The organism is Ruegeria sp. HKCCA5839 (assembly GCF_013035585.1).
Classification (GTDB): Bacteria; Pseudomonadota; Alphaproteobacteria; order Rhodobacterales; family Rhodobacteraceae; genus Ruegeria.
Genome location: NZ_WQIE01000001.1, coordinates 979,913 through 1,003,344, shown reverse-complemented (window position 1 = coordinate 1,003,344; position 23,432 = coordinate 979,913). Strand labels below are relative to the sequence as shown.

Sequence of the window (23,432 nt, the reverse complement as noted above, 5' to 3'; positions counted from 1 at the left end):
TCTCCTTAAGCGCGATCCGACGGGTTGCCGGGCATCAGGTCATAGGGGTGTTTCCAGCCGGGCTGAGCAGACAGGCGCGTCAGCCAGGCATCGATATGGGGCCAATCGGTGCGGTCAAAGCCAAATGGCTCGGGGTAATAAAGATAGCCGCAACAGCTGAGATCGGCATTTGTGATGCCATCGCCGACAATCCAGTCGCGCCCATCCAGATGGGTGTTGAGCGTGTCGTAAGCCGCTTTCAGACGCCCTTGGTTAAAGGCGATGACATCTGGGTTGCGATGTTGTTCGGGCAAGAAATTGATCAGGAACCGGGTCAACCCCGCCATCGAGCTGAGCTTGTGATTGTCCCACAGGACCCAGCGCAGCACGTCATACCGCTCTTGCCGGTCTTTTCCGCCGAACTTGCCGGACTTTTCGCTAACATAAGCCTGGATCGCACCAGACTGAGAGAGGCTGAACTCCCCATCAACCAAAACTGGTGCCTCACCCAACGCGTTGACTTCGCTGCGATATTCCGGTGTGCGCGTCTCGCCGTTGAAAAAGTCGACAAAGACAGGCTCCCATTCTAGCCCCGACATCTCAAGCGCAAGGGCCGCTTTGTAGGAATTGCCGCTTTCTCCGAAACAGTGAAGTTTGATTGTCATTTCAACGCCCCTCCCGTGGCGCGTTTGGATAGGTCGGATTTTCCGTATTTGTAACGAGAAGAAGCCAAGGGGCTTTTCACACGTCGTAAGGCTTCATTAAGGTTAATGTGGTCTTGTCCTGTGTGCGGTACAGGCTGCCGAGCCGATGACCGCACGAGGTGAAGCCCCGCCGTCCCGGTTGCGTTTTGCCAGTTAAGTTTGCGACCCGGATCACGGGGTGGACGAGAATGTGCCTTCTTCTCGTTCCAAATACGGCCGCCGGAGGCGGATTCAGACTTTGCCGTAGGTGAAGTGGTTAATATTGAGCCCTGCATCATCTTTTGCGCGCTTCCAGTTCCGAGTTGAAGATGCGCAGGCGGTGGGTCAGGTTCTCCTCATTTATGACGCTGTTGAAATTCTCGAACAGAAACGACAGCGCCTCACCTTCATCCAGACCTGCCTCGCGGGCAAAGCCGCGAAGCTTGCGAAAACCGTCCTCGGTCATGGCAACCGGAAAGCGACGGGTCAGGCGAAAGCGTTTGGGCATTGGGTCTCCTTTGTGCGGGCGGGCCTGGGCAAATCCGTCCAGGCCCAGACTGCGATCAGAATTGCGCTGCGTCCAATGACATCACGGTGTCTGCCCCGGTCTGAATGCGGGCGAGGTGCATTGCGGTGGCGGGCAGGCGGCGCGCCATATAGAAACGGCCGGTGGTGATCTTGGTCTCGTAGAACGCAGTATCCGATGCACCGCCGTCCAGAGCAACTTGCGCAGCCTTCGCCATCTGCGCCCACATCAGCCCCAGGCACACATGGCCGAACATGTGCATAAAGTCGTAAGATCCAGACAGCGCATTGTTCGGATTTTTCATGCCTTCTTGCATGAAGTACATGCCCGCAGCCTGCAGATCCTTTGACGCGGCCTTCAGAGGTTCGATAAAGGCTTTGTCATAGGCCTCGTCTTTGCCGCCGTTCTCTTTGCAGAAGCTTTTGACCATCTCGAAGAACGCCATGACATGCTTGCCGCCATCCTGCGCCAGTTTCCGGCCCACAAGGTCCAGAGCCTGAACGCCGTTGGCCCCCTCATAGATCATCGCGATCCGGGCATCGCGGGTGTATTGCGACATGCCCCATTCTTCGATGTAGCCATGGCCGCCATAGACCTGCTGGGCCTGTACTGTCATGTCATAGCCTTCGTCGGTCAAAAAGCCTTTGATCACCGGCGTCAGCAGCGAGATCAGGCCATCCGCATCCTTGTCACCGGACCGGTGTGCTTTGTCGATCATCGTGGCGCCCCACAGGATGAACGCGCGTGCGCCTTCGGTAAAGCTTTTCTGATCCATCAGGTTGCGGCGGATATCGGGGTGTACGATCAGTGGGTCAGCCGGGCCATCGGGGTTTTTCACACCGGTTACGTCGCGGCCCTGCAGCCGGTCCTTGGCGTATTCCACCGCGTTCTGATAGGCGGCCTCGGCTTGTGCCAGCCCCTGCATGCCAACGCCCAGACGGGCCTCGTTCATCATGGTGAACATGGCGCGCATGCCCTTGTGTTCTTCGCCCAGAAGATAGCCGGTCGCTTCGTCATAGTTCATCACACAGGTCGAATTGCCATGGATGCCCATTTTCTCTTCGATATTGCCGCAGGCCACACCGTTGCGCGCGCCCAGGCTGCCATCTTCGTTCACGTGGAATTTGGGCACGATAAACAGCGACACGCCCTTGATTCCCTCAGGGCCGCCAACGATCTTGGCCAGCACCAAGTGAATGATGTTATCGGCCATGTCATGCTCTCCGGCCGAGATGAAGATCTTTTGACCCGAGATTTTATAGCTGCCATCTGCTTGCGGTTCCGCCTTGGTGCGCATCAGGCCCAGATCGGTTCCGCAATGGGGCTCGGTCAGGTTCATGGTGCCGGTCCACTCGCAGCTGACCATGTTGGGCAGATAGGTGTTCTTTTGCTCGTCCGTGCCGTGGGCCAGAATCGCCGAAGCCGCGCCATGCGTCAGGCCCTGATACATGGTAAAGGCCTGGTTTGCGGCCGAGAACATCTCACCCACTGCAGTGCCCATCACATAGGGCATGTTCTGCCCGCCATATTCCTCGGGCATGTCCAGTCCGGTCCAGCCGCCTTCCTTGACTTGCTCAAACGCGTCTTTGAAACCAGTGGGCGTGTAAACGACGCCGTTTTCCAACCGACACCCTTCGGTGTCACCTACCACATTCAACGGGTGCAGGACGTTGCTGGCGACTTTGCCGGCTTCTTCCAGCACCGCACCGGTGAAATCGGCTTCCAGCTCATCATAGCCGGGGATGTCCGACTGCGAGACGTTCAGAACGTCATGCAGGATGAATTGGGTATCTTTGGTGGGCGCGGTGTAGATGGGCATGTGAACCTCCCTGGTTTCGTCTGTCCAGAGGGCGGGCTTATTCAGCCGCCTTCTTTTCCTGTTTCATCGAGGCAATGACTTTTTCGCCCCAGCGTAGCTGTTCTTTCAGATCATCGATGGCCTGTGTCAGCTCGTCCCGGCGCGATTCCATATCGGCCAGACGTTCGGTCGCGATCTCATATGTCCGGCACATCTGGGTGAGCTGCTGGTCGCCCACGTGATAGAGATCCAGAAGTTGACGGATCTCTTCGAGGCTGAAGCCAAACCGTTTTCCGCGCAGAATCAGCTTCAGGCGCGCCCGGTCGCGTTTGGTGAACAAACGCTTTTGGCCTTCGCGGATCGGAAACAAAAGCTCTTTCGCCTCATAAAACCGCAGGGTGCGCGGCGTGACATCATAGGCCTCGCACATCTCGCGGATCGTCATCAGGTCTTCGGTCATGTCTCAAACTCTCATCACTGGCGTCATGCCAACCGACTTGCGCAGTCGTCGCGTGTTTTACAACATGCCGATGACGTTTACGTAATGTGGACGCTGCGTCACAAATAAGTTGACGTAACTTCCATTCGCGTAAATGGGCCGCGTTGTAATTTTCTTGCCCTTAGGGCAGCCCAAATTTCAGGTGAAGGGAGAATTGCAACGACCTTCGTGCCTGGAGCGCGCAGATGCACAGGTCAGGCCGCCACGGCGTGTGATCTATTTCAGCAGCTTTGCAGTTTGGTCGCGCAGTTCCTGCAAGGCCGTCATGGCTTCGTCCAACTGTTCGCGTTGCTTTTGCAACTCGGGCATCTGACGATCCGCCATTTCGATGAATGCCGCCATTTGCGCCTGGTTGCCCTGATCCTCGTAGATCAGCAGCCATTGACGGATTTCTTCCAGCGAAAAGCCGAATGTCCGACCGCGCATGATCAGCTTCATACGGGCGCGTTCGCGCGGGCCGTAGTAGCGCGTTCGCCCCTCACGTTCTGGCTGAAGGAGTTCGATATATTCGTAATAGCGCAATGTACGTTTGGTCACGTCAAACGCGTCGCACATTTCGTTCAGTGTCAAACGGCTTTCCGACATACCTTTCCTCCTCGGCTGCACGTTAGGCGGTCACTGTGGGCAGCGCAACAGCCGGGGTTGCTCTTTCTGGTGGTGCGGGCTCATAAAGGGGCACGACCAGAACAGGACGCAAGCCCATGGTAGACAAGACAGTTTTAGCCCGTCAGTTCATTGAGGCGATCCCGCACGCCAAGGCGCTGGGGCTGAACCTGACCAGCATTGGCGAAGGAGAGGCTGAGATCACGATGCCATACAATGCGCAGCTGATCGGTGATCCGCGCACCGGTGTTATCCATGGGGGCGCGGTGTCGACGATGCTGGATACCTGTTGCGGAGCGGCGGTCATGAGCCATCCTTCAGCGCCTGGCGGAACAGCAACAATAGATCTGCGTATCGATTACATGCGAGCCGCCACACCGGGGCAAAGCATACGGACCCGTGCCACCTGCTATCACATCACGCGCAACGTGGCTTTTGTGCGGGCCACCGCAACGGATGATGACCAGGAAACACCGGTCGCAACCGCGTCCGGTGCCTTTACCGTTGAGGGTGGTTAAGATGGCGCGCTCCCGTCCAGAACCCATGCAGGTGGTCAAGCAACGCCGTGACGCGGCGCTTAAAGCGCTGGTCGAAGGCGTGCCCTATATCCGCTTTCTCGACATCACCTTTGATCGGCGCGGCGACGAGCTGACGGGTGTGTTGAACTTTGACGAAAAGCTGATTGGCAATCCTTTTCTACCCGCGATTCATGGCGGTGTCACCGCGGCTTTTCTGGAAGTGACCGCCGTGATCACGCTGAGTTGGGAAACCATGTTTCCCAGAATTGAAAGCGGCGAGATTGAAGCACAGGACATCCTGACCGACGAAAGCATCCGCTTTCCCAAAACGATCGATTTCACGGTCGATTATCTGCGCTCGGGCCTACCACGCGACGCCTATGCGCGCGCATTTGTGAACAGGTCGGGGCGGCGCTATGCTTCGGTCCGGGTCGAAGCCTGGCAAGATAATCACGCGAAACTGTTTGCACAGGGAACCGGGCATTTCCTGATGCCGCAACCCCCCAAACCAAAGGGCTGAGTGTGGAGGACGCCAACGCGCCCATCACCCATCGGCGCGTTCTGAAGATCGCGCTGCCGATTGTGCTGTCAAATGCGACCGTGCCCATTTTGGGTGCGGTCGATACCGGTGTGGTCGGGCAGATGGGTCAGGCGGCCCCGATCGGGGCGGTTGGCATGGGCGCAGTGATCCTGTCGGCGATCTATTGGATCTTCGGATTTCTGCGCATGGGCACAACCGGTTTGGCCGCACAGGCGCGCGGGGCCGGGGACACAGCCGAGACAGGTGCGCTCCTGATGCGCGGTTTGCTGCTTGGGGGCACCGCCGGTTTGGTCATGATCGTGGCGCAGCTGGGTTTGTTCTGTGGCGCCTTTGCCCTGTCACCCGCCAGCCCCGAGGTCGAGGCCCTGACGCGGGATTACCTGGAAATCCGCATCTGGGGGGCGCCCGCGACGATTGCGCTGTATGCGATCACAGGCTGGTTGATTGCCATCGAACGCACGCGCGGCGTGTTTCTTTTGCAGATCTGGATGAACGGGCTGAATATTGTGCTCGATCTGTGGTTCGTTCTGGGGCTGGGCTGGGGCGTGGAGGGCGTGGCCATCGCTACGCTGATTGCCGAATGGTCGGGGCTGGCGCTGGGCGTATGGTTGTGCCGCGAAGGCTTTGCTGGCCAAAGATGGAAAGATTGGCCGCGCATCTTTGATGCCCAACGGCTTAAGCGGATGTTGCAGGTGAATACGGATATCATGATCCGGTCTGTCCTGCTGACCGGGTCTTTCACCACGTTTCTGTTTGTCGGGTCTGATCTTGGGGACGTAACTCTGGCAGCCAATCAGGTGCTGTTGCAGTTTCTTGAGATCACCGCCTTTGCGCTGGACGGGTTCGCCTTTTCCGCCGAGGCGCTGGTGGGTGGCGCGGTGGGTGCACGTAACCGGGGCGCGGTCAGGCAGGCCTCGATCATGGCGTCCCAATGGGGCGTGGCGGGGGCCATCATGCTGGGGCTGATCTTTTTCCTTGCAGGGCCCGCGCTGATCGACCTGATGTCAACATCACCTGAGGTTCGGGTGGCAGCACGAGACTATTTGATCTGGGCGGCTCTTGCCCCTGTGATCGGGGTGGCAAGCTGGATGTTTGATGGCATCTATATCGGCGCCACCTGGACCCGGGCCATGCGAAACGCGATGATCCAGTCTGTTGCGATCTACGTGGTGGCTCTGTTCGTTCTGGTGCCGATGATGGGCAATCACGGGCTGTGGGCCGCGCTTATGGTTTTGAACATCGCGCGCGGTCTCACGCTGGGATGGCGATATCCCAAGCTTGAGGCGGGGGTGGCCTAAAGCAGATCCAACAGGGTCTCGGGCGGGCGTCCAATCGCCGCTTTGTCACCAGCGATGGCCAAAGAGCGCTCGATCAGGATCGGGTTGTCCGCCATGGCCTGGATTAACACGTCCTCTGAGTCTGTCTTCGAAAGCCCCAGTGCCTTGAAGGTCTTTTCGCCCTTGCGCATCATATCGAAGGCCGGGAGACCCAGCTTCTTTAGCGCGGCCCGGATCTCAGCGGTGGTGGGCGCATCCTCAAGATATTTCCGAACCTCAATCTGCGCGCCTTGATCTTGCAGCAACGCGAGGCCCGCACGTGACTTTGAACAACGCGGATTGTGCCAATATTCGATCACAGCCATTCCTCTCGCTTGCTGCCAACAGCCTGCGCGACAATAGTGTATCCATCTCGCGCCAAAAGCTGATCCAGCCCGTGGGCGATCTCAGCCGCCAAAGAAATGCCGCCATAAACCATCGCGGTATAGAATTGCACCGCCGAGGCCCCGGCGCAAATCTTGGCATAGGCCTGCTCTGCCGTGCTGATACCGCCAACTCCGATCAAAGGGATTTCGCCACCTGTCAGCTGGCTCAGCTGCGCCAATACGCGGGTAGACTTGTCGAACAAGGGTGCGCCCGACAATCCTCCGGCCTGATCCTTATCGGCGCTGCGCAAGCCATCGCGCGACAGGGTTGTGTTGGTGGCGATCACCGCGTCCACCCCGGTCTCGCGCGCGACATCGGCGATGTCTTGCAACTCGTCTGCCGTCAGATCAGGTGCGATTTTCAGAAAGATCGGAATGGGGCGGGGCAGAGCGTCGCGGGTTTCGATCACACCACCCAACAGCGCGCCAAGCGCGGCCTTGCCCTGCAAATCCCGCAGCTTTTCGGTATTGGGCGATGAGACGTTGACCGTCGCGAAATCCAGATGCGTTGCGCAATGGGCCAGCACTTTGGCAAAATCGCCGGGACGGTCGTCGCTGTCTTTGTTCGCGCCAAGGTTCAGACCGATCACCGCATCTTTGGGACGCGCAGCCAGTCGCCCGGCCATGACTTCCATGCCTTCATTGTTGAACCCAAAGCGATTGATCGCGGCGCGGTCTTCGGTCAGGCGAAACAGGCGTGGTTTGGGGTTCCCGGGCTGCGGGCGTGGCGTGACCGCTCCGACCTCGATGAATCCAAACCCGGCGCGCGACAGAGGGGCCAGCGCCTCACCGTTTTTGTCGAACCCGGCGGCAAGCCCAACGGGGTTGGGCAAGGTCAGCCCGGCCACATTTGTTCTCAGTCGTTCGGATGTTACCGGCCCCGGTGTCGGCGCAAGACCGGCGGTTAGAGCCTTAATCGACAGCCCATGCGCGGTTTCAGGGTCAAGCCGGTGCAGGGCTGCCAGCCCCAGTCGCTCAGTCAATTTCATCCGAAAGACGCTCCACCTTCTGTGGGCGCACACCGGATCAGGCGAGAGGTTTCGACCGCCGCTTGCCGGTGCACCACCGCGGCGCGATAGGCCGGGTCTGTTACCATCTCCAGAAACGCGTGTGCGGTGGGGTATTGTGCTATGAACACCGCGTCCCAGGCTTCGTCCTGCGGACCGATGAGCATCGTCTGAAATGCCCCGCGCCACAGGATCGACGCGCCAAGCCGGTCGATGATCGGAGCCGTTTCCGCTCCGTAGTTGCGATAGGCCTGCGCTCCGCTTAGCCCGGCGCCCGCCAGCGCATGATCGGTGGGGTAGTCTGCGATCTTGCGGAATTTGACCAGGTTGAGCATCTCGATCGGGTGGTCACGGTCGAGGGATTTGAATGCTTCGAATTGTTCGCGCTCGGGATCGATGAAACCGGTCATTCCATCTCCTCGGGGAATTGGTGCGCCTGACCATCAAACGGCAGGTCGCGGGCCCAGATCACATCTGACATGCGGATTTGACGGTAGAGATGTGGGAACAGCGCGCCTCCGCGCGAGACCTCCCATTTCAGGTCGTCTCCCATAGCTTCACCATCGCAGGCCAGAAGGGTGAGATCGTGTTCACCCGCAAAATGCTTGGCCGCAGTTTCCTGCGCCTGCGCGGCGGTCGAGAAGTGCACAAAGCCATCGCTTACGTCAATTGGGGCCCCATCCGTGGCGCCCGTCGCCTGCAACGCGGCCCATTCGTCGGCGCGGAAAATCTTGTAGATCAGCATGCGTGTGTGATGCCCCGCGCGGCGGGTAGAATCAAGCCGGATTTCCCCCTTTGACTCTTGGCCATCCACGTCGCACGATCATGCGCATAACGACAGGGAGTCCAACTATGTTCAACCGTTTGCTGACATCTGCCGCAGCACTTGGCCTGACGGCCGGTATGGCGTTTGCAGATTACAAACTGACCATTCTACATACCAACGACATCCACAGCCGCATCGAATCCATTAACAAATACGATTCGACCTGCGGCGCCGAGGACGAAGCCGAAGGCAAGTGTTTTGGTGGTGTGGCCCGGCTGAAAACACTGGTCGATGCCCGCCGCGATGCGCTGGCAGATGACAATGTATTGTTGCTGGATGCTGGTGACCCGTTCCAGGGGTCGCTGTTCTATACAACCTACAAAGGCGCTGCCGAGGCCGAATTCATGGAAGCCATCGGCTATGATGTGATGGCCGTGGGCAATCACGAGTTTGATGATGGCCCCGAAGGTCTGGCAGCATTTATCGAAGCGGTCAGTTTTCCGGTGATTTCAGGCAACCTAGACCTGAGCTCGTCGAAAGAGCTGAAGGGCAAGGTAGACAACCATGTGGTACTGGAGGTCGGCGGCCAGAAAATCGGCATCATCTCGGCCTTGGCGACAGATACGGTCGATACATCAAGCCCGGGCAAGGACGTGGTGTTTCAGGATGAGATTGAAAGCCTGAAAGCGGATGTTGCCAAACTGCAGGAAGAGGGCGTCAACATCATCATCGCCCTGAACCATGTGGGTCTGGCCAAGGATATTGAAATCGCCGAGCAGGTGCCCGGCCTTGATCTTGTGGTTGGTGGCCACTCGCACACACTCTTGTCCAATACGCAAGAAGGTGCGGCGGGCAGCTATCCCATGATGGTGGGCGATGTGCCGGTCGTTCAGGCTTATGCGTATTCGAAGTATCTGGGCGAAGTCACACTGACATTCGACGATGATGGCAACCTGATTTCGGCAGAGGGCGAGCCGATCCTGCTGGACGCTTCCGTCACCCCGGATGAGGCTATTGCTGCACGCGTGTCCGAGATGGGCGCTCCTATCGAAGAGATGAAGCAGCTGGTGGTGGCTGAAAGCGCCTCGGCCATCGAGGGGGACCGCTCGGTTTGCCGTGTGCAGGAATGTGAGATGGGCAACCTTGTGGCCGATGCGATGCTGTCTCATGTGGCAGGTCAGGGTGTTCAATTGGCCATCGCCAATTCGGGCGGTCTGCGAGCGTCGATTGACGAAGGCGAGGTCACCATGGGTGAAGTGCTGACAGTGCTGCCGTTCCAGAACACTCTGTCGACCTTCGAGATCAGCGGGCAGGGCGTCATCGATGCCTTGGAAAACGGTGTCAGCCAGGTTGAAGAGGTCAAAGGTCGTTTCCCGCAGGTGGCTGGCATGACCTTTACCTGGGATCCATCTGTCGCACCGAACGAAGGCCGGATTACCGAAGTTCTGGTGGCCAAAGGGGATGGGTTTGAACCTATCGATCCTGCGGCGACCTATCTGGTGGTGACGAACAACTATGTCCGCAATGGCGGCGACGGTTACTCGATGTTCGAAGGCGACGACAAAAACGCCTACGACTTTGGCCCGGACCTGGCAGATGTCACGGCGGCATACCTAGCCGAAAACGCACCCTACAAGCCCTATGTGGATGGGCGCATCAAGCAGAAGTAATCTCGGTAGAACTCGGAAAGGCAGCACGATACGTGCTGCCTTTTTTCGTGTCCGGGGTCAGGACAAATCGTATTCCGGCCAAAGCGCTGGATCAAAACCTTCAAGCATTGGCCGGATGTGGTCTTCGACCGCGCGCCATCCACCAATTGACTTGGTCGAAATCTTGTTGCGCACCTGGTCTATGCTGGCTGTCTTTACCAGTTTTGTATTCTTTTCAGGCTGCACCATTTTTTCGTGCCACGGAATGCCGCAAAAATCTGTCACTTTGCGGCTCAACGTCTCGGGGTCCGAGACCAGATCCTCGTAAGGTACGGTCAGGATGCGATCCCCAAACCCTTTTTGCCAATGGGCCATGTATTTGCGGTAGAGGTTCGCAGAATGTGCGATGGCTTCCAGATTTGACGCATAGCGCATCCCTGGGGCCGGGAAACGACGTATCCATTTCGAAAGGCCCACGTCGCGCGGATCACGTAACATGTTGATCACGCGGGCATTGGGAAACGCCGCCAGCAAGAACCCAACTTGTTGATAGTTATGGGGCATCTTGTCCACGAAAGCGATGGTGTCTTCCGGGATCGGGGGCAGCAATTTGCGGTATTCACCAGCGAAAACGGTGGCATCTTCCGAGGTGAAGGGCACACCCTTCTGATAAGGCTCAGCGCTGAGATCTCCTGAGATCATCAACTCACCGCATCCTGCTATGCCCGGAGCAGAGCTGAGCATCATCTCCATAAGTGTGGTGCCAGATCGCGGTTGGCCAATGACGAAGATCGGTTGAGGGGATTGGATCACATCAGAAGACGGCGCCGGAGCATCTACAGGGAACAGGCGACAAAGCGTTTCGAAGGTCTGTTCTTCCAGATTGGGATCATAGGGATTGGATTCGTGCTGCGCAGTATTTGCCTTTGCGAACTGAGGCATGGATGCGTCCAGACCTTCAGAGCGCCGCAGCAAAATCGCTTTGGCAAATTCAAGCACCGAGTCCTGTTGCTCGCTTTGCGCGATGGCGTTCTCGATCGCCGTTCGCAAAACGGGGAATTCATCTTCGGGCGCGCTCTCAGCCAATGGGTACAATACCGCAGCATTTTTGGGATTTCGCGCAAAGATACGGTCAAGTATCTCCTTCGCACCTTCCTTGTCCCCCGACTGATGCAGATTCGTGGCCCGTCTGATCGCGATGTCTTCGACGTCCGGGGCAAGTTCGTAGGCACGAGCGATGTCAGATGTGGCATGTTCGTTAAATGCTATTTGCCCATAGGCGCGTCCACGGTTGGACAGCATTTCCGCGTTGTCGGGTTCCGCCTGAAGGCGTTTGGTTGCGTGGTCAATAATAAGCCGCCAGTTCTTGCCCTTTAACTGAATCTCGTCTGTGACACGGACCAGTTCCTTGTTGTCGGGAAAAACCTTCAGCTTCTGCTCGGCATAGCTCAAGGCGCGCGGGATCTGACCTGTTTGCATAAGCGCGTTCGCGAGGTTTTCGGCAAATTGCGGATCTTCGGGCTTTCGTTTTGCAGCCTCAGCAAAATAAGGGATCGACTTGCGATATTGTTGCATCTCGGTCAGCACAAACCCTGCGATGGCAAGATAGTCTGTGTCTTTGGGGAATTTCTTGACCCCCAATTGTGCCTTTTTCAATGCCTGCGCCAGCTTTCCAGCCTCAAGATCGTTTATTGCTTTGGTCTTGAGCGATTTCGCTGTTTGTTGTGCCATGTCGGTGATTTTAGACCTTGTGTCTGAACGAATACGCCTTGAAAGTTGTTTATCCATGTGTGGCCGGATTGCAAACACTCTCCCCAATGACGCCATGGCGCAGCTGTTTTCGGCGCGCCCATCCAACACTCTGCCCGAGGTGCCGAATTACAATATCTGCCCAGCCAATGGGGTGCATGTGGTCCGGTCGGGCGCGGGCGGGCGCAAGCTGGATTCTTTGCGATGGGGGTTCTTGCCACATTGGTACAAATCACCGACCGATGGGCCGCTGCTGATCAACGCGCGGGCAGAGACGTTGGCGGAAAAACCTGCCTTTCGCGCGGCCTGCCGCGAACGCCGCTGTCTGATCCTTGCGACCGGCTTTTATGAATGGACCAAGACCAAGGACGGAAAACGCCTGCCGTGGTACATCCAGCGACGGGATCAAGAACCGATTGCTTTTGCGGGCGTCTGGCAGGATTGGGGGCCGGAAGACGCGAGACAATCCACATGCGCCATCGTGACCACCGCCGCCAATACGCATCTCGGTGCGATCCATCACCGAATGCCCCTAATTCTTGAGCCGGAGAACTGGTCGCTATGGTTGGGAGAGGAAGGAAAAGGCGCGGCGCGGCTGATGCAGCCAGGGGCCGAGGAGGTATTGGACTATTACCGCGTGAGGGTCGCGGTGAACTCGAACCGGGCCAGCGGCCCCGAACTGATCGAACCGTTTGACGCAGAATGACCACCGAACTTCCCTTTCACCGCGTCGCAGATTAGATCGTTGATATGGCTATGACATTCTCCAGCTTGCCGCAGCTTTACGCGCACGGGTTTGACACGGTGATCGATGTGCGCAGCCCTGCGGAATATGCCGAGGATCATTTGCCGGGGGCGATCAACCTGCCGGTTCTGGACGATGAGGAACGCGCGCGGGTGGGGACGATCTATGTGCAGCAAAGCCCGTTTCTGGCGCGCAAGCTGGGTGCAGCTTTGGTGTTTCGCAACACCGCCGACCACATCGAACAACGCCTGAGCCATCATGAGGGCGGCTGGCGACCGTTGGTTTATTGCTGGCGCGGCGGGCAGAGGTCGGGTTCATTCGCGTGGACGTTGCAACAGATCGGTTGGCGTGCGGATGTCGTCGACGGCGGATATCGGACCTATCGGCGGCTGGTGAACGCTTACCTGTATGAGGACCCGCTTGCGCATCGGCTGGTGGCGTTGGACGGCTATACGGGCACGGCAAAAACCGAAATTCTGGCGCGATTGCGGGCGCGGGATGTTCAGGTTCTGGACCTTGAAGACCTCGCCAATCATCGCGGGTCTTTGCTGGGTGAACAGCCCGGAGGGCAACCCAGCCAAAAGGCCTTTGAATCGCAACTGGCGGCTGCGCTTTGTGCATTGGATCCGGCACGGCCCGTGGTGGTTGAGGCGGAATCGTCCAAGCTTGGCAAGCTGATCTTGCCGCCCAGTGTCTGGCAGGACTTATGCGCGGTGCCGCGCATTCGAATCGAGGCCTCGGTCGCGGCCCGAACGGCCTATCTGGTGCAGGCCTATGACGATATTCTGTCCGATACCGAGCGCCTGCGCGACAGGCTCTCACCGCTTCGGGCGCATCGGGGACACGCGGTTGTCGACGGATGGATGGCGTTGATCGCCGTTGGTGACAAACCCGCGCTCACGCAGGCGCTGATGGAGCAGCACTATGATCCGGCCTATGAGAAATCTCGGCGCGGTCGTACCGTAGAGGAGGTCGCGCGCATTCAGGTGGCGCTGGATGGGCAGGGTCTTTCCGTCGCGGCGTCGCGGATCGAAGAGATTTTGGCTCAGCTTTGAAGCGCCAGACCTGGTGTTTCGGTCAGATGCCCAATGATTGCAGCGGGATAGCCTGCGGCCTTCAACTGATCACAAAGCACGGTTGCGGTATCCGGCGCGATGGCGGCCAGTAGACCCCCGGCGGTTTGGGGATCAAACAGCAAAGCGGCTTTTCCGTCTTCGGGCAGGTTCGGCACAAGCGCGCGGTTTTCCGGGTAGAGCGTCGAAGCCACACCGCGCGTGGACAGCTCGACCGCTCCAGGCAGCGTGGGAATAGCATCAAGATCCAGCACCGCGCCGCAGCCAGAGGCTACGCAGAGCCCTTGCAAATGCCCGGCCAGACCAAACCCTGTCACGTCGGTCATCGCATGGGCCGCGTGCAGCAGTCTGGAGGCCTCGCTCTGAGGCTGGCTCATGTGCGTGTAGGCCTGGGCAACCCATTGCCCTTCCGCATCCCCAGCCATTTCGGCAGCCATCAGGACGCCGCTGCCCAAAGGTTTGGTCAGGATCAACGCGTTCCCCGGCTTGCCGCCAGACAGGGTGATCGGCTCGTTTTCACACAGGCCGGTCAGGGTGAAGCCGATGGTCATCTCATCGCCCATCGAACTGTGCCCGCCGACAATTTCCGCTCCGGCTGCGCGGATGACCGCGTCGGCTGTGGCCATGATCTCGGTCAGCGTGCGGCTTTGCAACGTGGCGGACATGCGCGACAGGATGATAGTGGCTGTGGCCGCCTGTGGCTGGGCCCCCATTGCCCAGATATCGCCAAGCGCGTGAACCGCGGCGATGCGGGTCATCAGCACCGGATCGTGTACAAAGCTGCGTAGGTGATCGGTGGTCATGACCTGCTGCGCGTCGCCGGTTTTCAGCAGGGCGGCATCATCGCCGGGCAAGGGCACCACATCGTCGCGCGACGGGGGGGGGCGCTGGTTCAAAACGTCCGTTAACGCGGCACGTCCCAACTTGGCCCCGCATCCGCCGCACATGGGCTTGTCCCCCAGCGCCTCTTGCACCCCCGCCGCGCGTGCGTGGGGCAGGGCCGGAGGTTCCATCTTGGGCAGATCGCGAAACTTGTTCATGAAGTTTTGATCGATGTGGTCTTTCCAGCGCCACATCAAAGACCCGCTTAAGGACTTGCCCAGCCGTTCACCCAGCGCGGATTTCCCGCCCAGCGAGATGAGCTTGAGGTAATCATTCTGCGGTATATAGCGTTTCAGCCGTCCGGACCCCAGCGCTGCACGGAGGTTGTTGTACAGGATAGGCGCTTCCCGCACCGCATAGACGCCTGCTTTGGGGCGTGGGTTTTCCGTCAGATGCGCGCAGTCGCCTGCGGCAAAAATCAGCGGGTCACTGGATTGCAAATAGCTGTTCACCTTGATGAAGCCGTCCTGCATCTCAAGTCCGGTTTCGGCCATCCAATCATAGGGTTTCGCCCCGGCCGCCCCAGTCACGAAATGCGCCGCGATCTGTTGCCCGTCCGTCAGTTCCACATATTCTGCGGTGATCCGCGCTATGCTGGCGCTTTCGATCAGAGTCACACCCAATTCGGCCATCGCCTTGCGAATGGTATCGGCTGATTTGGGCTTGGTTGCGGTCAGCGCGGTGGCATTGTCGATCACGGTCACCGTGCCTTGCCTGCGCCGGCTAAGCAAAGCGTGAGCCATCGCCATGGCAAGCTCGGCCCCGGCCACGCCGCCACCGATCACGACAATGGAGGCAGGACCGTCGCCTGACAGGTATTCGGCCCAACGCGCTGCAAAACGTCCCAGCGGCTTGGCGGGGACGGCGTGTTCCGCAAATCCGGGCAGGGCAGGCATGTCCGAGGTGATGCCCACATTGATCGAGGCCACGTCAAAGGCAATCGACGGTCGGTCGGGCAGATGAACCCTGTGGTTTTCCGCGTCGATCCCCTCTACGGCGCCCAGAACCACCCGGGCCCCGGCAAAACGCGCCAGTTTGATCAGATCGATATCCAGCGCGTCTCGGTCATAATGCCCCGCCACAAACCCCGGCAGCATACCCGAGTAGGGCGCGGTCGGGCCGGGGTTTATCACGGTCACGCGCGCACCCGGCAGCGGGTTCATGCCCCATTTGCGCAAAAGCAGCGCGTGGGTATGGCCCCCGCCAATCAGCACCAGATCGCGGGTCAAAGGCAGGGGCGGTCTGTTCATGGGTCTTAATTCGCGCTGTGATCCGGGACGTCTTCGACCTGCTCAATCGCGTGGGTGGCCCAAAGCTCATCCTCGCCCGCGTCCGGCAAATCCTGTGGCTGTTCATGGCGGTGAATATGCCATTTGGCAATGAACAGGGCCGTGATCGGTGCTGTGAGGAAAAGAAACAGCGTGATCAACAGCTCGTGCAGAGACAGTTTGCCTTCCAGCAATACAGAATGCGCGATGGACGCCAAGAGCACCCCGCCAACGCCCAGCGTTGTCGCCTTGGTGGGTGCGTGCAGTCGCGACATCGGGTCTTTCAACTTGATCATCCCGAACGATCCGACAAAGCCGAAAATGCCAGAGACGATCAGAAAAAAGGCGATCAGAATTTCGAAAATACCTGTCATGCCAGCCTCATTCGATAATGTTGCCGCGCAGCATGAAACGCGCATAGGCCACGGTTGAGACAAAGCCGAGCATGGCGATGATCATAGCTGATTCAAAGAAGATCTCGGTGCCTTCCTTCAAACCGTAGAGGATCATCAGAGCAATGGTATTGATCACCATCGTATCCAAGGCCAGCACGCGGGTGCCCACACCATCTGCGGTGATGATCCGCCACAGGCACATCATGATCGCCGCGCCGAAACAGGCAAAGGTGAAATAGAGCGCATAGGTGATCATTCGAAAATCTCCTTCAGGCGGCGTTCGTAACGTTGTTTGATCTCATCCCGAACGGCGGCGGGGTCGGGGGCGTCCAGGCAATGGACCAGCAGATTGTGCCCCTGCGCCGACAGATCACAGCTGACTGTACCGGGTGTCATCGTGATGGTGCCAGCCAATACCGTGATCGCCTCGGGCGTGCGCAGATCAAGCGGGACGCACACCCAGTTCGGCTCGCGGTCAGAGTCGCGTTTGAACAGGATGATCCGAGCCACGGTGATATTTGCGATCACGATATCCCACAGCACAACCAGGATGTATTCGACCACCATGGACCAGTTGCGCAGCTTGGGGCGGTCTGGCCAATAGGGCTGCGTAATGAACGGGATGATGATCCCCAATAGCAGGCCAAACACGACCGAGTTCAGCGAGCCATTATTGGCCAGCAGGACCCACACAACCGTCAGCAGGAAAGTCAGGTGCGGGTGCGGGAAAATTCGCCTGAGCAGCTTCATCATTCTTCCCCTCCCAACACAGCCGAGATGTAATCATCCGGCGTGAACAATTGCGCCGCTGTCCCGCTGGCATAAGTCAGCGCCGGGCCGGCAAATATGGTCAACAAGGCAAGCCCCGCGACGACCCCAAACACGGATGCAAAGGCCAATCCAGGCGACGGCTCTGGCGTGCTCGATACCTGCATGTCGTCGTCTGTTTCCCCGGCGGGTGGCGGGGTGATCGCGGCGTCATAGCTCTTCCAGAAGATCGACGTGCCCGCGCGGGCCAAGCCGACAATGGTCACGAAAGACCCGATCAGGATAACGGCCCAAACCGCCGTGGCATCCGGTGCGTCGCGGGAGGCATCAAGCACCAACAGCTTGCCGATGAAGCCCGACAGCGGCGGCATGCCCGCCAGCGCGATGGCACCCACAAAGAACAGGGCGGCGATCAGCCCGTTCTGTGCCATCGGGGCCTTGGGCTCAATCGCGCCTCCGCGGCGTTCCATGACCATATCCGCCACCAGAAACAGCAAAGCAGTCGCCAGCGTGGAATGGAAGATATAATACAGCGCCGCAGCAGTGGCGGTCTCGCTGAACAAAGAGATCGCGATCAGCAGGGTCCCCATCGAGGCGATGGCGCAAAAGGCAAAAATTCGCGCGATATGGTTCGAGCCCAATATGCCGATTGTACCAACAGCCAGCGTCAGCAAAGCGGCGGGTTGCAGCCAATCGCCGATCAAACCATCGGTCACCGCCACGTCGGGGCCAAAGGCCAGAGTATAGACCCGCAGGATCGAATAGGCTCCTACCTTTGTCATGATCGCGAACAGCGCGGCTACCGGCAAAGGCGCGTTGGCATAGCTGGCGGGCAGCCAGAAATGCAGTGGCAATACAGCGGCCTTGATGCAGAAGACGAGCAACAGCAAAACCGCGCCAACCCGCAACAGGGCGGTATCTTCGGGTGGAATCTCGGCCACGCGCACGGCCAAGTCGGCCATGTTGAGCGTGCCGGTCACGCCATAGATCGTTCCCAATGCGAACAGAAATAGGGTCGAGCCGATCAGGTTATAGGCCACATATTGCACGCCGGCCTTTAATCGCACTGCGCCACCGCCATGGGTCATCAGGCCGTATGAGGCGATCAGCAGCACCTCGAAGAAAACAAACAGGTTAAAGGCGTCGCCGGTCAGAAAGGCGCCACACACGCCCATCAGCTGGAAATGGAACAACGCATGGAAATGCTTGCCCCTTTCGTCCCAGCCCGAACCGATGGCGTAAAGAACAATGGGCAGGGCCAGCAACGCGGTCAGCAGCACCATCATCGCTGAAAGCTTGTCCAGCACCAGAACGATCCCGAACGGCGCGGGCCAGTCGCCCAGCTCATAGACCTGAATATCACCGCCCGAGGCCTGCGCGGTGATGGTCAGGGCAATGCCCAGCAACCCGACAACACCGGCGATTGAGAAGATGCGCTGCAAGTCCAGGTGATAGCGCAGCACCATGATGATGAAAGGGGCCAGGATCGCAGGAAGAACGATCGGCGCAACGATCCAATGGTTCATGCGTCTTCTCCCGGCGCGTCCACGCTGTCATCGGGTTTCATGTCGATATGATCGTCCTTTGACGACAGATAGGCGCTGAGCGCGATCATCACGATCACCGCCGTCATCCCGAATGAGATCACGATGGCTGTCAGCACCAACGCCTGAGGCAGCGGGTCGGTATAGGCGACGTCTTCGTATTTGTTCAAAACCGCAGGCGCGTTCAGCGCCAGACGCCCAGTGGCGAACAGGAACACGTTGACCGCATAGGTGATCAGCGAAAGGCCCAGAATGACGGGAAAGGTCCGGCGACGCAGGATAAGGAAAATTCCGGCCGCCGTCATGACGCCCACGGCAGAGGCTACAAGCGCTTCCATCAGCCCTGCTCCTTCTCTTTATCGTCTTCCGGCGGACTGTCCCGCAGCGGGTTGATGTCCATCGGGAACTCTTGTGCCATACCCGGCTGCCAGGCGAAGCGGGACAAGCTGTCCAGCGCCAGCATCACGGCCCCAAGCACGGCCAGGAAAACGCCCGTGTCAAACAGGATTGCGGTGGCCCACTCGAACTCTTCCAACGGCGGCCAGTTGATATAGCCGAAATCACTGGTCAGGAACGGCCGCTCGTTGAACCAGGCGCCGATGCCGGTGGCGGCGGCGATCAAAACGCCCCAGCCGATGGTGCCATGGTAGTAGAACCGTTGCCGCTCAATCGCCCAGGTATAGCCGCTGGCCATGTATTGCATCAGGAAGGCAATGGCGACAATCAGACCGGCGATGAAACCGCCTCCGGGTTGGTTGTGACCCCTGAAGAAGATGTAAGCGCCCACCATCAGGGCTATGGGCATCATCACACGGGTGGCCACAACCATCATCAGCGGGTGGGAATCGCCTGATTGCGGCCAATGCGGTTTGCGGTTCAGCAGATAGGCGCGGACATTGCTGCCCAGAACGGCCTCGGTCAGGGCAAAGATGATTAGCGCGGCGATCCCCAGCACAATAATCTCTCCGAACGTATCAAAGCCCCGGAAGTCTACCAGGATCACGTTCACCACATTGGTGCCTCCGCCGCCTTTGTACGAGTTGGCGAGGTGAAAGTCTGAGATCGTCGGGAAGGCAAAGTCCCTCAGCATGATGGCATAGATCAGTGCGCCAGAGCCAATGCCCGCCACAACGGAAATCGCGGCGTCGCGCCAACGTCGCCCGGCGGTGCTGTCCCAGGGTGTGTCGGTGGGCAGAAAGTTCAGCGACAGCAACAACAGGATCATCGTCACCACCTCGACCGAGATCTGGGTCAGTGCCAGATCCGGGGCCGAGAGATAGTTGAACGCCATCGAAACGATCAAGCCGACCACGCCAATCAGCACCAGCGACAGCAGGCGGTTTCGGTGGAACCACATGATCGCCAGCGTCGCGCCCACCAGACAGATCCAGCCAATGATGGGAATGATCTGCGCAGGCAAGGGTACGCGCGTTGGCAAACCCATACCGCCCGTGGAAAAGGCGTAGTAGCCCAAGGCAACGGTGAAGGCGATCAGGATGATGGCATAACGGCTGATCACACCGTTATGCAGTTCATCGGTGATCCAGTTGCTCAGGCGGGTCAGCGCATTGATAATGGCCTCGAAAATCACCTTGGCCTCGGGGCGGGGCAGGGCGTTCCAAAGGCGCTCGGCATGGCTGTGCAAAGACAGCAGGAACAGACCGCCCAAAGTGGCAATCACCGACATGTAAAGCGCAGGTGTGAAGCCGTGCCAGAGTTTCAGAGAATAATAGGGCAGCTTTTCACCCCCGATCACCGCGCTTGAGACGACGGCGACCAACGGTCCCACGATTGCTGCAGAGTACAGACCAATTAAAACAACCAGCACGACCAGGAGCGAGGGCGCAATCCAAAGACCCACAGGCGGGTCATGTGGCTTGGACGGATAGGAGTCGCGCTGCGGCCCAAGGAACACATGGCTGACGAAGCGGAACGAGTAAGCGGCTGAGAACAGCGCCGCGACCACGGCCAGAACAGGCACCAGGTAATCCGAGTTCAGCCAGGTCGTGTGAACCGTCTCCTCCAGCATCATTTCCTTCGACAAAAACCCGTTCAATGGCGGAAGACCCGCCATGGACAGGGCGGCGATTGTGCCAATTGTGAAGGTGATTGGCATCAGGTGCCGCAGCCCGCCCAGCTTTTTGATGTCGCGGGTGCCTGTCTCGTGATCGACAATGCCTGCGGTCATGAACAAGGCGGCCTTGAAGGTGGCGTGGTTGATGATGTGAAACACCGCTGCGACGGTGGCGAATTTGGTGCCAAAGCCCAGCAGCATGGTGATCAGGCCCAGATGCGACACGGTCGAAAACGCCAGCAAGGCCTTGAGGTCATCCTTGAACAGCGCAATCACGGCGCCGATCAGCATGGTGATTAGGCCTGTGGTTGCCACGATATAGAACCACGCATCCGTACCCGCCAGAACCGGCCACATCCGGGCCATCAGGAACAGGCCTGCCTTCACCATGGTGGCCGAGTGCAGATAGGCCGAAACCGGAGTGGGCGCCGCCATCGCGTGAGGCAGCCAGAAGTGAAACGGGAACTGCGCGGATTTGGTGAAGCAACCCAGCAGGATCAGGATCAGCGCGGGCAGGTAATAGGGCGAGGCCTGGATCAGCTCTTTGTTTTGAAGAATGACGCTGAGGTCATAAGACCCCACGATATTGCCCAGGATTAGCATCCCCGCGATCATTGCCAACCCGCCTGAGCCAGTGACAGCCAGCGCCATGCGTGCGCCCTGCCGCCCTTCAGGCAGGTGTTTCCAATAGCCAATCAGCAAGAATGAGCTCAGCGATGTAAGTTCCCAGAAAATAAGCAGAAGAAGGATATTGTCAGACAGGACGATCCCCACCATAGCGCCCTGAAACAGCAGCAGATAGGTATAGAACTGACCCATCGGGTCTTCGCGCGACAGATAGAACCGCGCGTAGAGGATGATCAGCAGGCCGATGCCCAGGATCAGCAGCGCAAAAAGAAAACCCAGCCCGTCCAGCATGAAGTTTGCGTTCAGCCCCAGGATCGGGATCCAGTCAAACCGGGCGGTGATCACCTCGCCGCGCATCACCGATGGGATATGGATCAGCAGGCCCATCAGGGCCAGAAACGTGGTCAACCCTGCGGCAGATGCGGCCGCATTCCGGCCTGCACGGATCAGCAGGGCAGGAAAGACAGCGCCAAGGAAGGGAAGGGCCGCGATAAGGAATAGGGACAATTGCGATACTCCGGGGTGGGCGGTCAGGGTGAAACCAATTTTGTAAGGATATTTTTTCCACTGTCCAGAACTTGCAAGTTTTTCACGGTGTTCTACGGACCCCCTACGGTGCGGGACTGAATGCGATATAATGACGCGAACTTGATCAAAGCCCGGATTTTCGGCGCGGCAAGCCAAACCCATCTGTGGTAGAAGGCACCAACGCACAGGAGGCGACAGTGGCACAGAAGACGAACCGGACTCGGCGATGGGTACTGGTCGGCGGCGGCGCAGCCGTTGCCGCTGGGTTTGCCATACGCGAATACCGTCTGATCCCCGAGGCGCATGCGGGTGGGCGCATTACGGTCACCGAGGCGCATGATCAGGCCACGCAAGGCAATATCCTTCTGGTCGATATCAGAACACCGCGCGAATGGCGGGCCTCAGGCGTTGGCGCGGGTGCGGTGCCTTTGGACATGCGGCGCGAGGATTTCGTTCAGGCGTTGACGGATCTGGTCGACGGCAACGCAGCAGCGCCGGTCGCTCTGATCTGCGCGCGCGGTGTGCGGTCGGCACGGCTCAGCAATCAGCTGATCGCAGCAGGGTTTACCAATATCATTGACGTGCCCGAGGGCATGTTGGGCTCGGCCGCCGGGCCGGGATGGGTTCGGGCCGGCTTGCCGGTACAACAATATCAAGAGGATGCAGGATGATCCGAGAGTTTAGCCTGGCCGCCGGATTCGCCGTAATCGGCCAAACAGCGATTGCCGCCTGTGCCGATCAGGACGGGGTTTGTGAAACGCCGATGGGGGCCTATCACATCGAGTTGCCAGACAATGACAACGCACCAATGGTCGTGTTCCTGCATGGCTATGGTGGCAGTGGACAGGGCACCATGCGCAATCGCGGTATGGTTCAGCCGCTGCTGGATCGCGGTTATGCCGTAATGGCACCCGAAGGGCTGGAACGCCCTGATCGCGGGGGCACCCAAAGCTGGAACTTCTACCCCGGTTTTGGCGAGCGCGACGAAACGGCCTTTTTGAGCGAAGCGGTGCAGGACGCCGCAGACCGGTTCGGCATCAATGCGGAACACGTTATGCTGGGCGGGTTCTCTGCGGGGGGTTTTATGGTGAACTACCTGGCCTGCGAAGCACCGGAAGCTTTCTCGGCCTATGTTCCTGTCTCGGGTGGCTTTTGGCGCCCGCACCCGGAAACCTGTGAGGGGCCCATCCGTATGCTCCACACCCACGGCTGGACCGACAATGTGGTGCCGCTGGAAGGGCGGCTGCTGGGCGGCGGGCGCTTTCAGCAGGGTGATATCTATGCCGGGTTCGAGATTTGGCGCGAGGCCAATGGCTGCGTGGATCACAAACCCACAGGCTTCAGCACCACCGGCAATTTCATGCGCCGCCACTGGAGCAACACCTGCGACGAAGGCAGCGCGCTGGAATTTGCCTTGTTCCCGGGCGGGCACACAGTGCCAACCGGATGGGCTGACATGATCGTGGACTGGTATGAAGGGCTTCCCGACAGCGAGGCCGGGGGCTAAT

General features: G+C 58.9%; 25 protein-coding genes. 8 read left to right on the top strand and 17 right to left on the bottom strand.

All coding sequences use genetic code 11. The annotated features are described in order from the left end of the window. Nucleotides 1-5: 5 nt before the first annotated feature. The 5 genes from GOV38_RS04925 to GOV38_RS04905 form a co-directional block, all read right to left on the bottom strand. Nucleotides 6-644, bottom strand: coding sequence for a glutathione S-transferase family protein (locus tag GOV38_RS04925; protein WP_171207819.1), 639 nt, complete (start codon nucleotides 642-644; stop codon nucleotides 6-8). Between the two features lie 313 nt (nucleotides 645-957). Continuing rightward, entirely contained in the window at nucleotides 958-1,170 is a 213-nt protein-coding gene (locus GOV38_RS04920) for a hypothetical protein (protein WP_171207818.1), read from the bottom strand. Nucleotides 1,171-1,225: 55 nt separating this feature from the next. Continuing rightward, a complete protein-coding gene (locus GOV38_RS04915) occupies nucleotides 1,226-3,007 on the bottom strand; it encodes an acyl-CoA dehydrogenase C-terminal domain-containing protein (RefSeq protein ID WP_171207817.1) in 1,782 nt (593 codons plus the stop codon). Between the two features lie 37 nt (nucleotides 3,008-3,044). Further along, nucleotides 3,045-3,446, bottom strand: coding sequence for a MerR family DNA-binding transcriptional regulator (locus tag GOV38_RS04910; protein ID WP_171102299.1), 402 nt, complete (start codon nucleotides 3,444-3,446; stop codon nucleotides 3,045-3,047). 255 nt (nucleotides 3,447-3,701) lie between these two features. Then, nucleotides 3,702-4,070 (bottom strand): MerR family DNA-binding transcriptional regulator, encoded by a 369-nt coding sequence (locus GOV38_RS04905; protein ID WP_171102298.1) that lies wholly within the window; start codon nucleotides 4,068-4,070, stop codon nucleotides 3,702-3,704. Between the two features lie 116 nt (nucleotides 4,071-4,186). Here GOV38_RS04905 and GOV38_RS04900 point away from each other — a divergent pair, with 116 nt between their 5' ends. The 3 genes from GOV38_RS04900 to GOV38_RS04890 are packed head-to-tail and all read left to right on the top strand — an operon-like array spanning nucleotide 4,187 to nucleotide 6,445. Further along, entirely contained in the window at nucleotides 4,187-4,606 is a 420-nt protein-coding gene (locus GOV38_RS04900; RefSeq protein ID WP_171102297.1) for a PaaI family thioesterase, read from the top strand. Between the two features lies 1 nt (nucleotide 4,607). Continuing rightward, nucleotides 4,608-5,126: a PaaI family thioesterase gene (locus tag GOV38_RS04895; RefSeq protein WP_171102296.1), complete on the top strand. Its 519-nt coding sequence runs from the start codon at nucleotides 4,608-4,610 to the stop codon at nucleotides 5,124-5,126. 2 nt (nucleotides 5,127-5,128) lie between these two features. After that, complete coding sequence (locus GOV38_RS04890) at nucleotides 5,129-6,445, top strand: MATE family efflux transporter (protein WP_171207816.1); 1,317 nt, start codon at nucleotides 5,129-5,131, stop codon at nucleotides 6,443-6,445. On the opposite strand, the gene arsC is transcribed toward GOV38_RS04890, so the two are convergent. From arsC to GOV38_RS04870, 4 genes are read right to left on the bottom strand one after another with little or no spacing between them, the layout of a single operon-like run. Next, complete coding sequence (gene arsC, locus GOV38_RS04885; protein WP_171207943.1) at nucleotides 6,442-6,783, bottom strand: arsenate reductase (glutaredoxin); 342 nt, start codon at nucleotides 6,781-6,783, stop codon at nucleotides 6,442-6,444. The two genes, GOV38_RS04890 and arsC, sit on opposite strands and share 4 nt — an antisense overlap. Next, a complete protein-coding gene (locus GOV38_RS04880) occupies nucleotides 6,780-7,838 on the bottom strand; it encodes a quinone-dependent dihydroorotate dehydrogenase (protein WP_171207815.1) in 1,059 nt (352 codons plus the stop codon). The genes arsC and GOV38_RS04880 overlap by 4 nt, the downstream gene beginning before the upstream one ends. Then, nucleotides 7,835-8,266, bottom strand: a complete 432-nt coding sequence (locus GOV38_RS04875) for a DUF1330 domain-containing protein (protein ID WP_171207814.1) — start codon at nucleotides 8,264-8,266, stop codon at nucleotides 7,835-7,837. Before GOV38_RS04875 ends, GOV38_RS04880 begins: the two co-directional genes overlap by 4 nt. Beyond that, on the bottom strand, nucleotides 8,263-8,601 hold the full coding sequence (locus GOV38_RS04870; RefSeq protein ID WP_171128720.1) for a DUF952 domain-containing protein: 339 nt from the start codon (nucleotides 8,599-8,601) through the stop codon (nucleotides 8,263-8,265). The genes GOV38_RS04875 and GOV38_RS04870 overlap by 4 nt, the downstream gene beginning before the upstream one ends. A 107-nt stretch (nucleotides 8,602-8,708) precedes the next feature. On the opposite strand from GOV38_RS04870, the gene GOV38_RS04865 reads away from it, so the two are divergent. Then, nucleotides 8,709-10,292 (top strand): bifunctional UDP-sugar hydrolase/5'-nucleotidase, encoded by a 1,584-nt coding sequence (locus GOV38_RS04865; RefSeq protein WP_171207813.1) that lies wholly within the window; start codon nucleotides 8,709-8,711, stop codon nucleotides 10,290-10,292. A gap of 57 nt (nucleotides 10,293-10,349) precedes the next feature. On the opposite strand, the gene GOV38_RS04860 is transcribed toward GOV38_RS04865, so the two are convergent. After that, entirely contained in the window at nucleotides 10,350-12,002 is a 1,653-nt protein-coding gene (locus GOV38_RS04860; protein ID WP_171207812.1) for a sulfotransferase, read from the bottom strand. A 55-nt stretch (nucleotides 12,003-12,057) separates the two neighbouring features. On the opposite strand from GOV38_RS04860, the gene GOV38_RS04855 reads away from it, so the two are divergent. Both GOV38_RS04855 and mnmH read left to right on the top strand, forming a co-directional pair. Continuing rightward, nucleotides 12,058-12,726, top strand: coding sequence for an SOS response-associated peptidase (locus GOV38_RS04855; RefSeq protein ID WP_171207811.1), 669 nt, complete (start codon nucleotides 12,058-12,060; stop codon nucleotides 12,724-12,726). 44 nt (nucleotides 12,727-12,770) lie between these two features. Further along, nucleotides 12,771-13,820 carry a tRNA 2-selenouridine(34) synthase MnmH gene (gene mnmH / locus GOV38_RS04850; RefSeq protein ID WP_171207810.1) on the top strand — a complete coding sequence of 350 codons (1,050 nt, stop codon included), beginning with the start codon at nucleotides 12,771-12,773 and terminating at the stop codon, nucleotides 13,818-13,820. Here mnmH and selD read toward each other — a convergent pair. Genes selD through GOV38_RS04815 form a run of 7 tightly spaced genes read right to left on the bottom strand, consistent with a single transcriptional unit; the run spans nucleotide 13,811 to nucleotide 21,903 of the window. Beyond that, entirely contained in the window at nucleotides 13,811-15,970 is a 2,160-nt protein-coding gene (gene selD / locus GOV38_RS04845; RefSeq protein WP_171207809.1) for a selenide, water dikinase SelD, read from the bottom strand. The genes mnmH and selD overlap by 10 nt on opposite strands. 5 nt (nucleotides 15,971-15,975) lie before the next feature. Beyond that, complete coding sequence (locus tag GOV38_RS04840; RefSeq protein WP_171207808.1) at nucleotides 15,976-16,362, bottom strand: Na+/H+ antiporter subunit G; 387 nt, start codon at nucleotides 16,360-16,362, stop codon at nucleotides 15,976-15,978. 7 nt (nucleotides 16,363-16,369) lie between these two features. Continuing rightward, on the bottom strand, nucleotides 16,370-16,639 hold the full coding sequence (locus GOV38_RS04835; RefSeq protein WP_171102285.1) for a K+/H+ antiporter subunit F: 270 nt from the start codon (nucleotides 16,637-16,639) through the stop codon (nucleotides 16,370-16,372). Next, a complete protein-coding gene (locus GOV38_RS04830; RefSeq protein ID WP_171102284.1) occupies nucleotides 16,636-17,133 on the bottom strand; it encodes a Na+/H+ antiporter subunit E in 498 nt (165 codons plus the stop codon). The genes GOV38_RS04835 and GOV38_RS04830 overlap by 4 nt, the downstream gene beginning before the upstream one ends. Continuing rightward, on the bottom strand, nucleotides 17,133-18,677 hold the full coding sequence (locus GOV38_RS04825) for a monovalent cation/H+ antiporter subunit D (protein ID WP_171207807.1): 1,545 nt from the start codon (nucleotides 18,675-18,677) through the stop codon (nucleotides 17,133-17,135). Before GOV38_RS04825 ends, GOV38_RS04830 begins: the two co-directional genes overlap by 1 nt. Then, nucleotides 18,674-19,033, bottom strand: coding sequence for a Na+/H+ antiporter subunit C (locus GOV38_RS04820; protein ID WP_171128734.1), 360 nt, complete (start codon nucleotides 19,031-19,033; stop codon nucleotides 18,674-18,676). The genes GOV38_RS04825 and GOV38_RS04820 overlap by 4 nt, the downstream gene beginning before the upstream one ends. Beyond that, the gene (locus GOV38_RS04815; RefSeq protein WP_171207806.1) at nucleotides 19,033-21,903 is read right to left on the bottom strand and encodes a monovalent cation/H+ antiporter subunit A; all 2,871 of its coding nucleotides are present in this window, start codon (nucleotides 21,901-21,903) and stop codon (nucleotides 19,033-19,035) included. Before GOV38_RS04815 ends, GOV38_RS04820 begins: the two co-directional genes overlap by 1 nt. A gap of 218 nt (nucleotides 21,904-22,121) precedes the next feature. Between GOV38_RS04815 and GOV38_RS04810 the strand changes: the two genes are divergently transcribed. Both GOV38_RS04810 and GOV38_RS04805 read left to right on the top strand, forming a co-directional pair. After that, nucleotides 22,122-22,595 (top strand): rhodanese-like domain-containing protein, encoded by a 474-nt coding sequence (locus GOV38_RS04810; protein ID WP_171102280.1) that lies wholly within the window; start codon nucleotides 22,122-22,124, stop codon nucleotides 22,593-22,595. After that, a complete protein-coding gene (locus GOV38_RS04805) occupies nucleotides 22,592-23,431 on the top strand; it encodes a PHB depolymerase family esterase (RefSeq protein WP_171207805.1) in 840 nt (279 codons plus the stop codon). The genes GOV38_RS04810 and GOV38_RS04805 overlap by 4 nt, the downstream gene beginning before the upstream one ends. Nucleotide 23,432: the final 1 nt, after the last annotated feature.

Coding starts and splice junctions, on each gene's coding strand:
- GOV38_RS04925 (WP_171207819.1), bottom strand. CDS start 644: ATGACAATCAAACTTCACTGTTTCGGAGAAAGCGGCAATTCCTACAAA.
- GOV38_RS04920 (WP_171207818.1), bottom strand. CDS start 1,170: ATGCCCAAACGCTTTCGCCTGACCCGTCGCTTTCCGGTTGCCATGACC.
- GOV38_RS04915 (WP_171207817.1), bottom strand. CDS start 3,007: ATGCCCATCTACACCGCGCCCACCAAAGATACCCAATTCATCCTGCAT.
- GOV38_RS04910 (WP_171102299.1), bottom strand. CDS start 3,446: ATGACCGAAGACCTGATGACGATCCGCGAGATGTGCGAGGCCTATGAT.
- GOV38_RS04905 (WP_171102298.1), bottom strand. CDS start 4,070: ATGTCGGAAAGCCGTTTGACACTGAACGAAATGTGCGACGCGTTTGAC.
- GOV38_RS04900 (WP_171102297.1), top strand. CDS start 4,187: ATGGTAGACAAGACAGTTTTAGCCCGTCAGTTCATTGAGGCGATCCCG.
- GOV38_RS04895 (WP_171102296.1), top strand. CDS start 4,608: ATGGCGCGCTCCCGTCCAGAACCCATGCAGGTGGTCAAGCAACGCCGT.
- GOV38_RS04880 (WP_171207815.1), bottom strand. CDS start 7,838: ATGAAATTGACTGAGCGACTGGGGCTGGCAGCCCTGCACCGGCTTGAC.
- GOV38_RS04875 (WP_171207814.1), bottom strand. CDS start 8,266: ATGACCGGTTTCATCGATCCCGAGCGCGAACAATTCGAAGCATTCAAA.
- GOV38_RS04870 (WP_171128720.1), bottom strand. CDS start 8,601: ATGCTGATCTACAAGATTTTCCGCGCCGACGAATGGGCCGCGTTGCAG.
- GOV38_RS04865 (WP_171207813.1), top strand. CDS start 8,709: ATGTTCAACCGTTTGCTGACATCTGCCGCAGCACTTGGCCTGACGGCC.
- GOV38_RS04860 (WP_171207812.1), bottom strand. CDS start 12,002: ATGGCACAACAAACAGCGAAATCGCTCAAGACCAAAGCAATAAACGAT.
- GOV38_RS04855 (WP_171207811.1), top strand. CDS start 12,058: ATGTGTGGCCGGATTGCAAACACTCTCCCCAATGACGCCATGGCGCAG.
- mnmH (WP_171207810.1), top strand. CDS start 12,771: ATGGCTATGACATTCTCCAGCTTGCCGCAGCTTTACGCGCACGGGTTT.
- selD (WP_171207809.1), bottom strand. CDS start 15,970: ATGAACAGACCGCCCCTGCCTTTGACCCGCGATCTGGTGCTGATTGGC.
- GOV38_RS04840 (WP_171207808.1), bottom strand. CDS start 16,362: ATGACAGGTATTTTCGAAATTCTGATCGCCTTTTTTCTGATCGTCTCT.
- GOV38_RS04835 (WP_171102285.1), bottom strand. CDS start 16,639: ATGATCACCTATGCGCTCTATTTCACCTTTGCCTGTTTCGGCGCGGCG.
- GOV38_RS04830 (WP_171102284.1), bottom strand. CDS start 17,133: ATGAAGCTGCTCAGGCGAATTTTCCCGCACCCGCACCTGACTTTCCTG.
- GOV38_RS04825 (WP_171207807.1), bottom strand. CDS start 18,677: ATGAACCATTGGATCGTTGCGCCGATCGTTCTTCCTGCGATCCTGGCC.
- GOV38_RS04820 (WP_171128734.1), bottom strand. CDS start 19,033: ATGGAAGCGCTTGTAGCCTCTGCCGTGGGCGTCATGACGGCGGCCGGA.
- GOV38_RS04805 (WP_171207805.1), top strand. CDS start 22,592: ATGATCCGAGAGTTTAGCCTGGCCGCCGGATTCGCCGTAATCGGCCAA.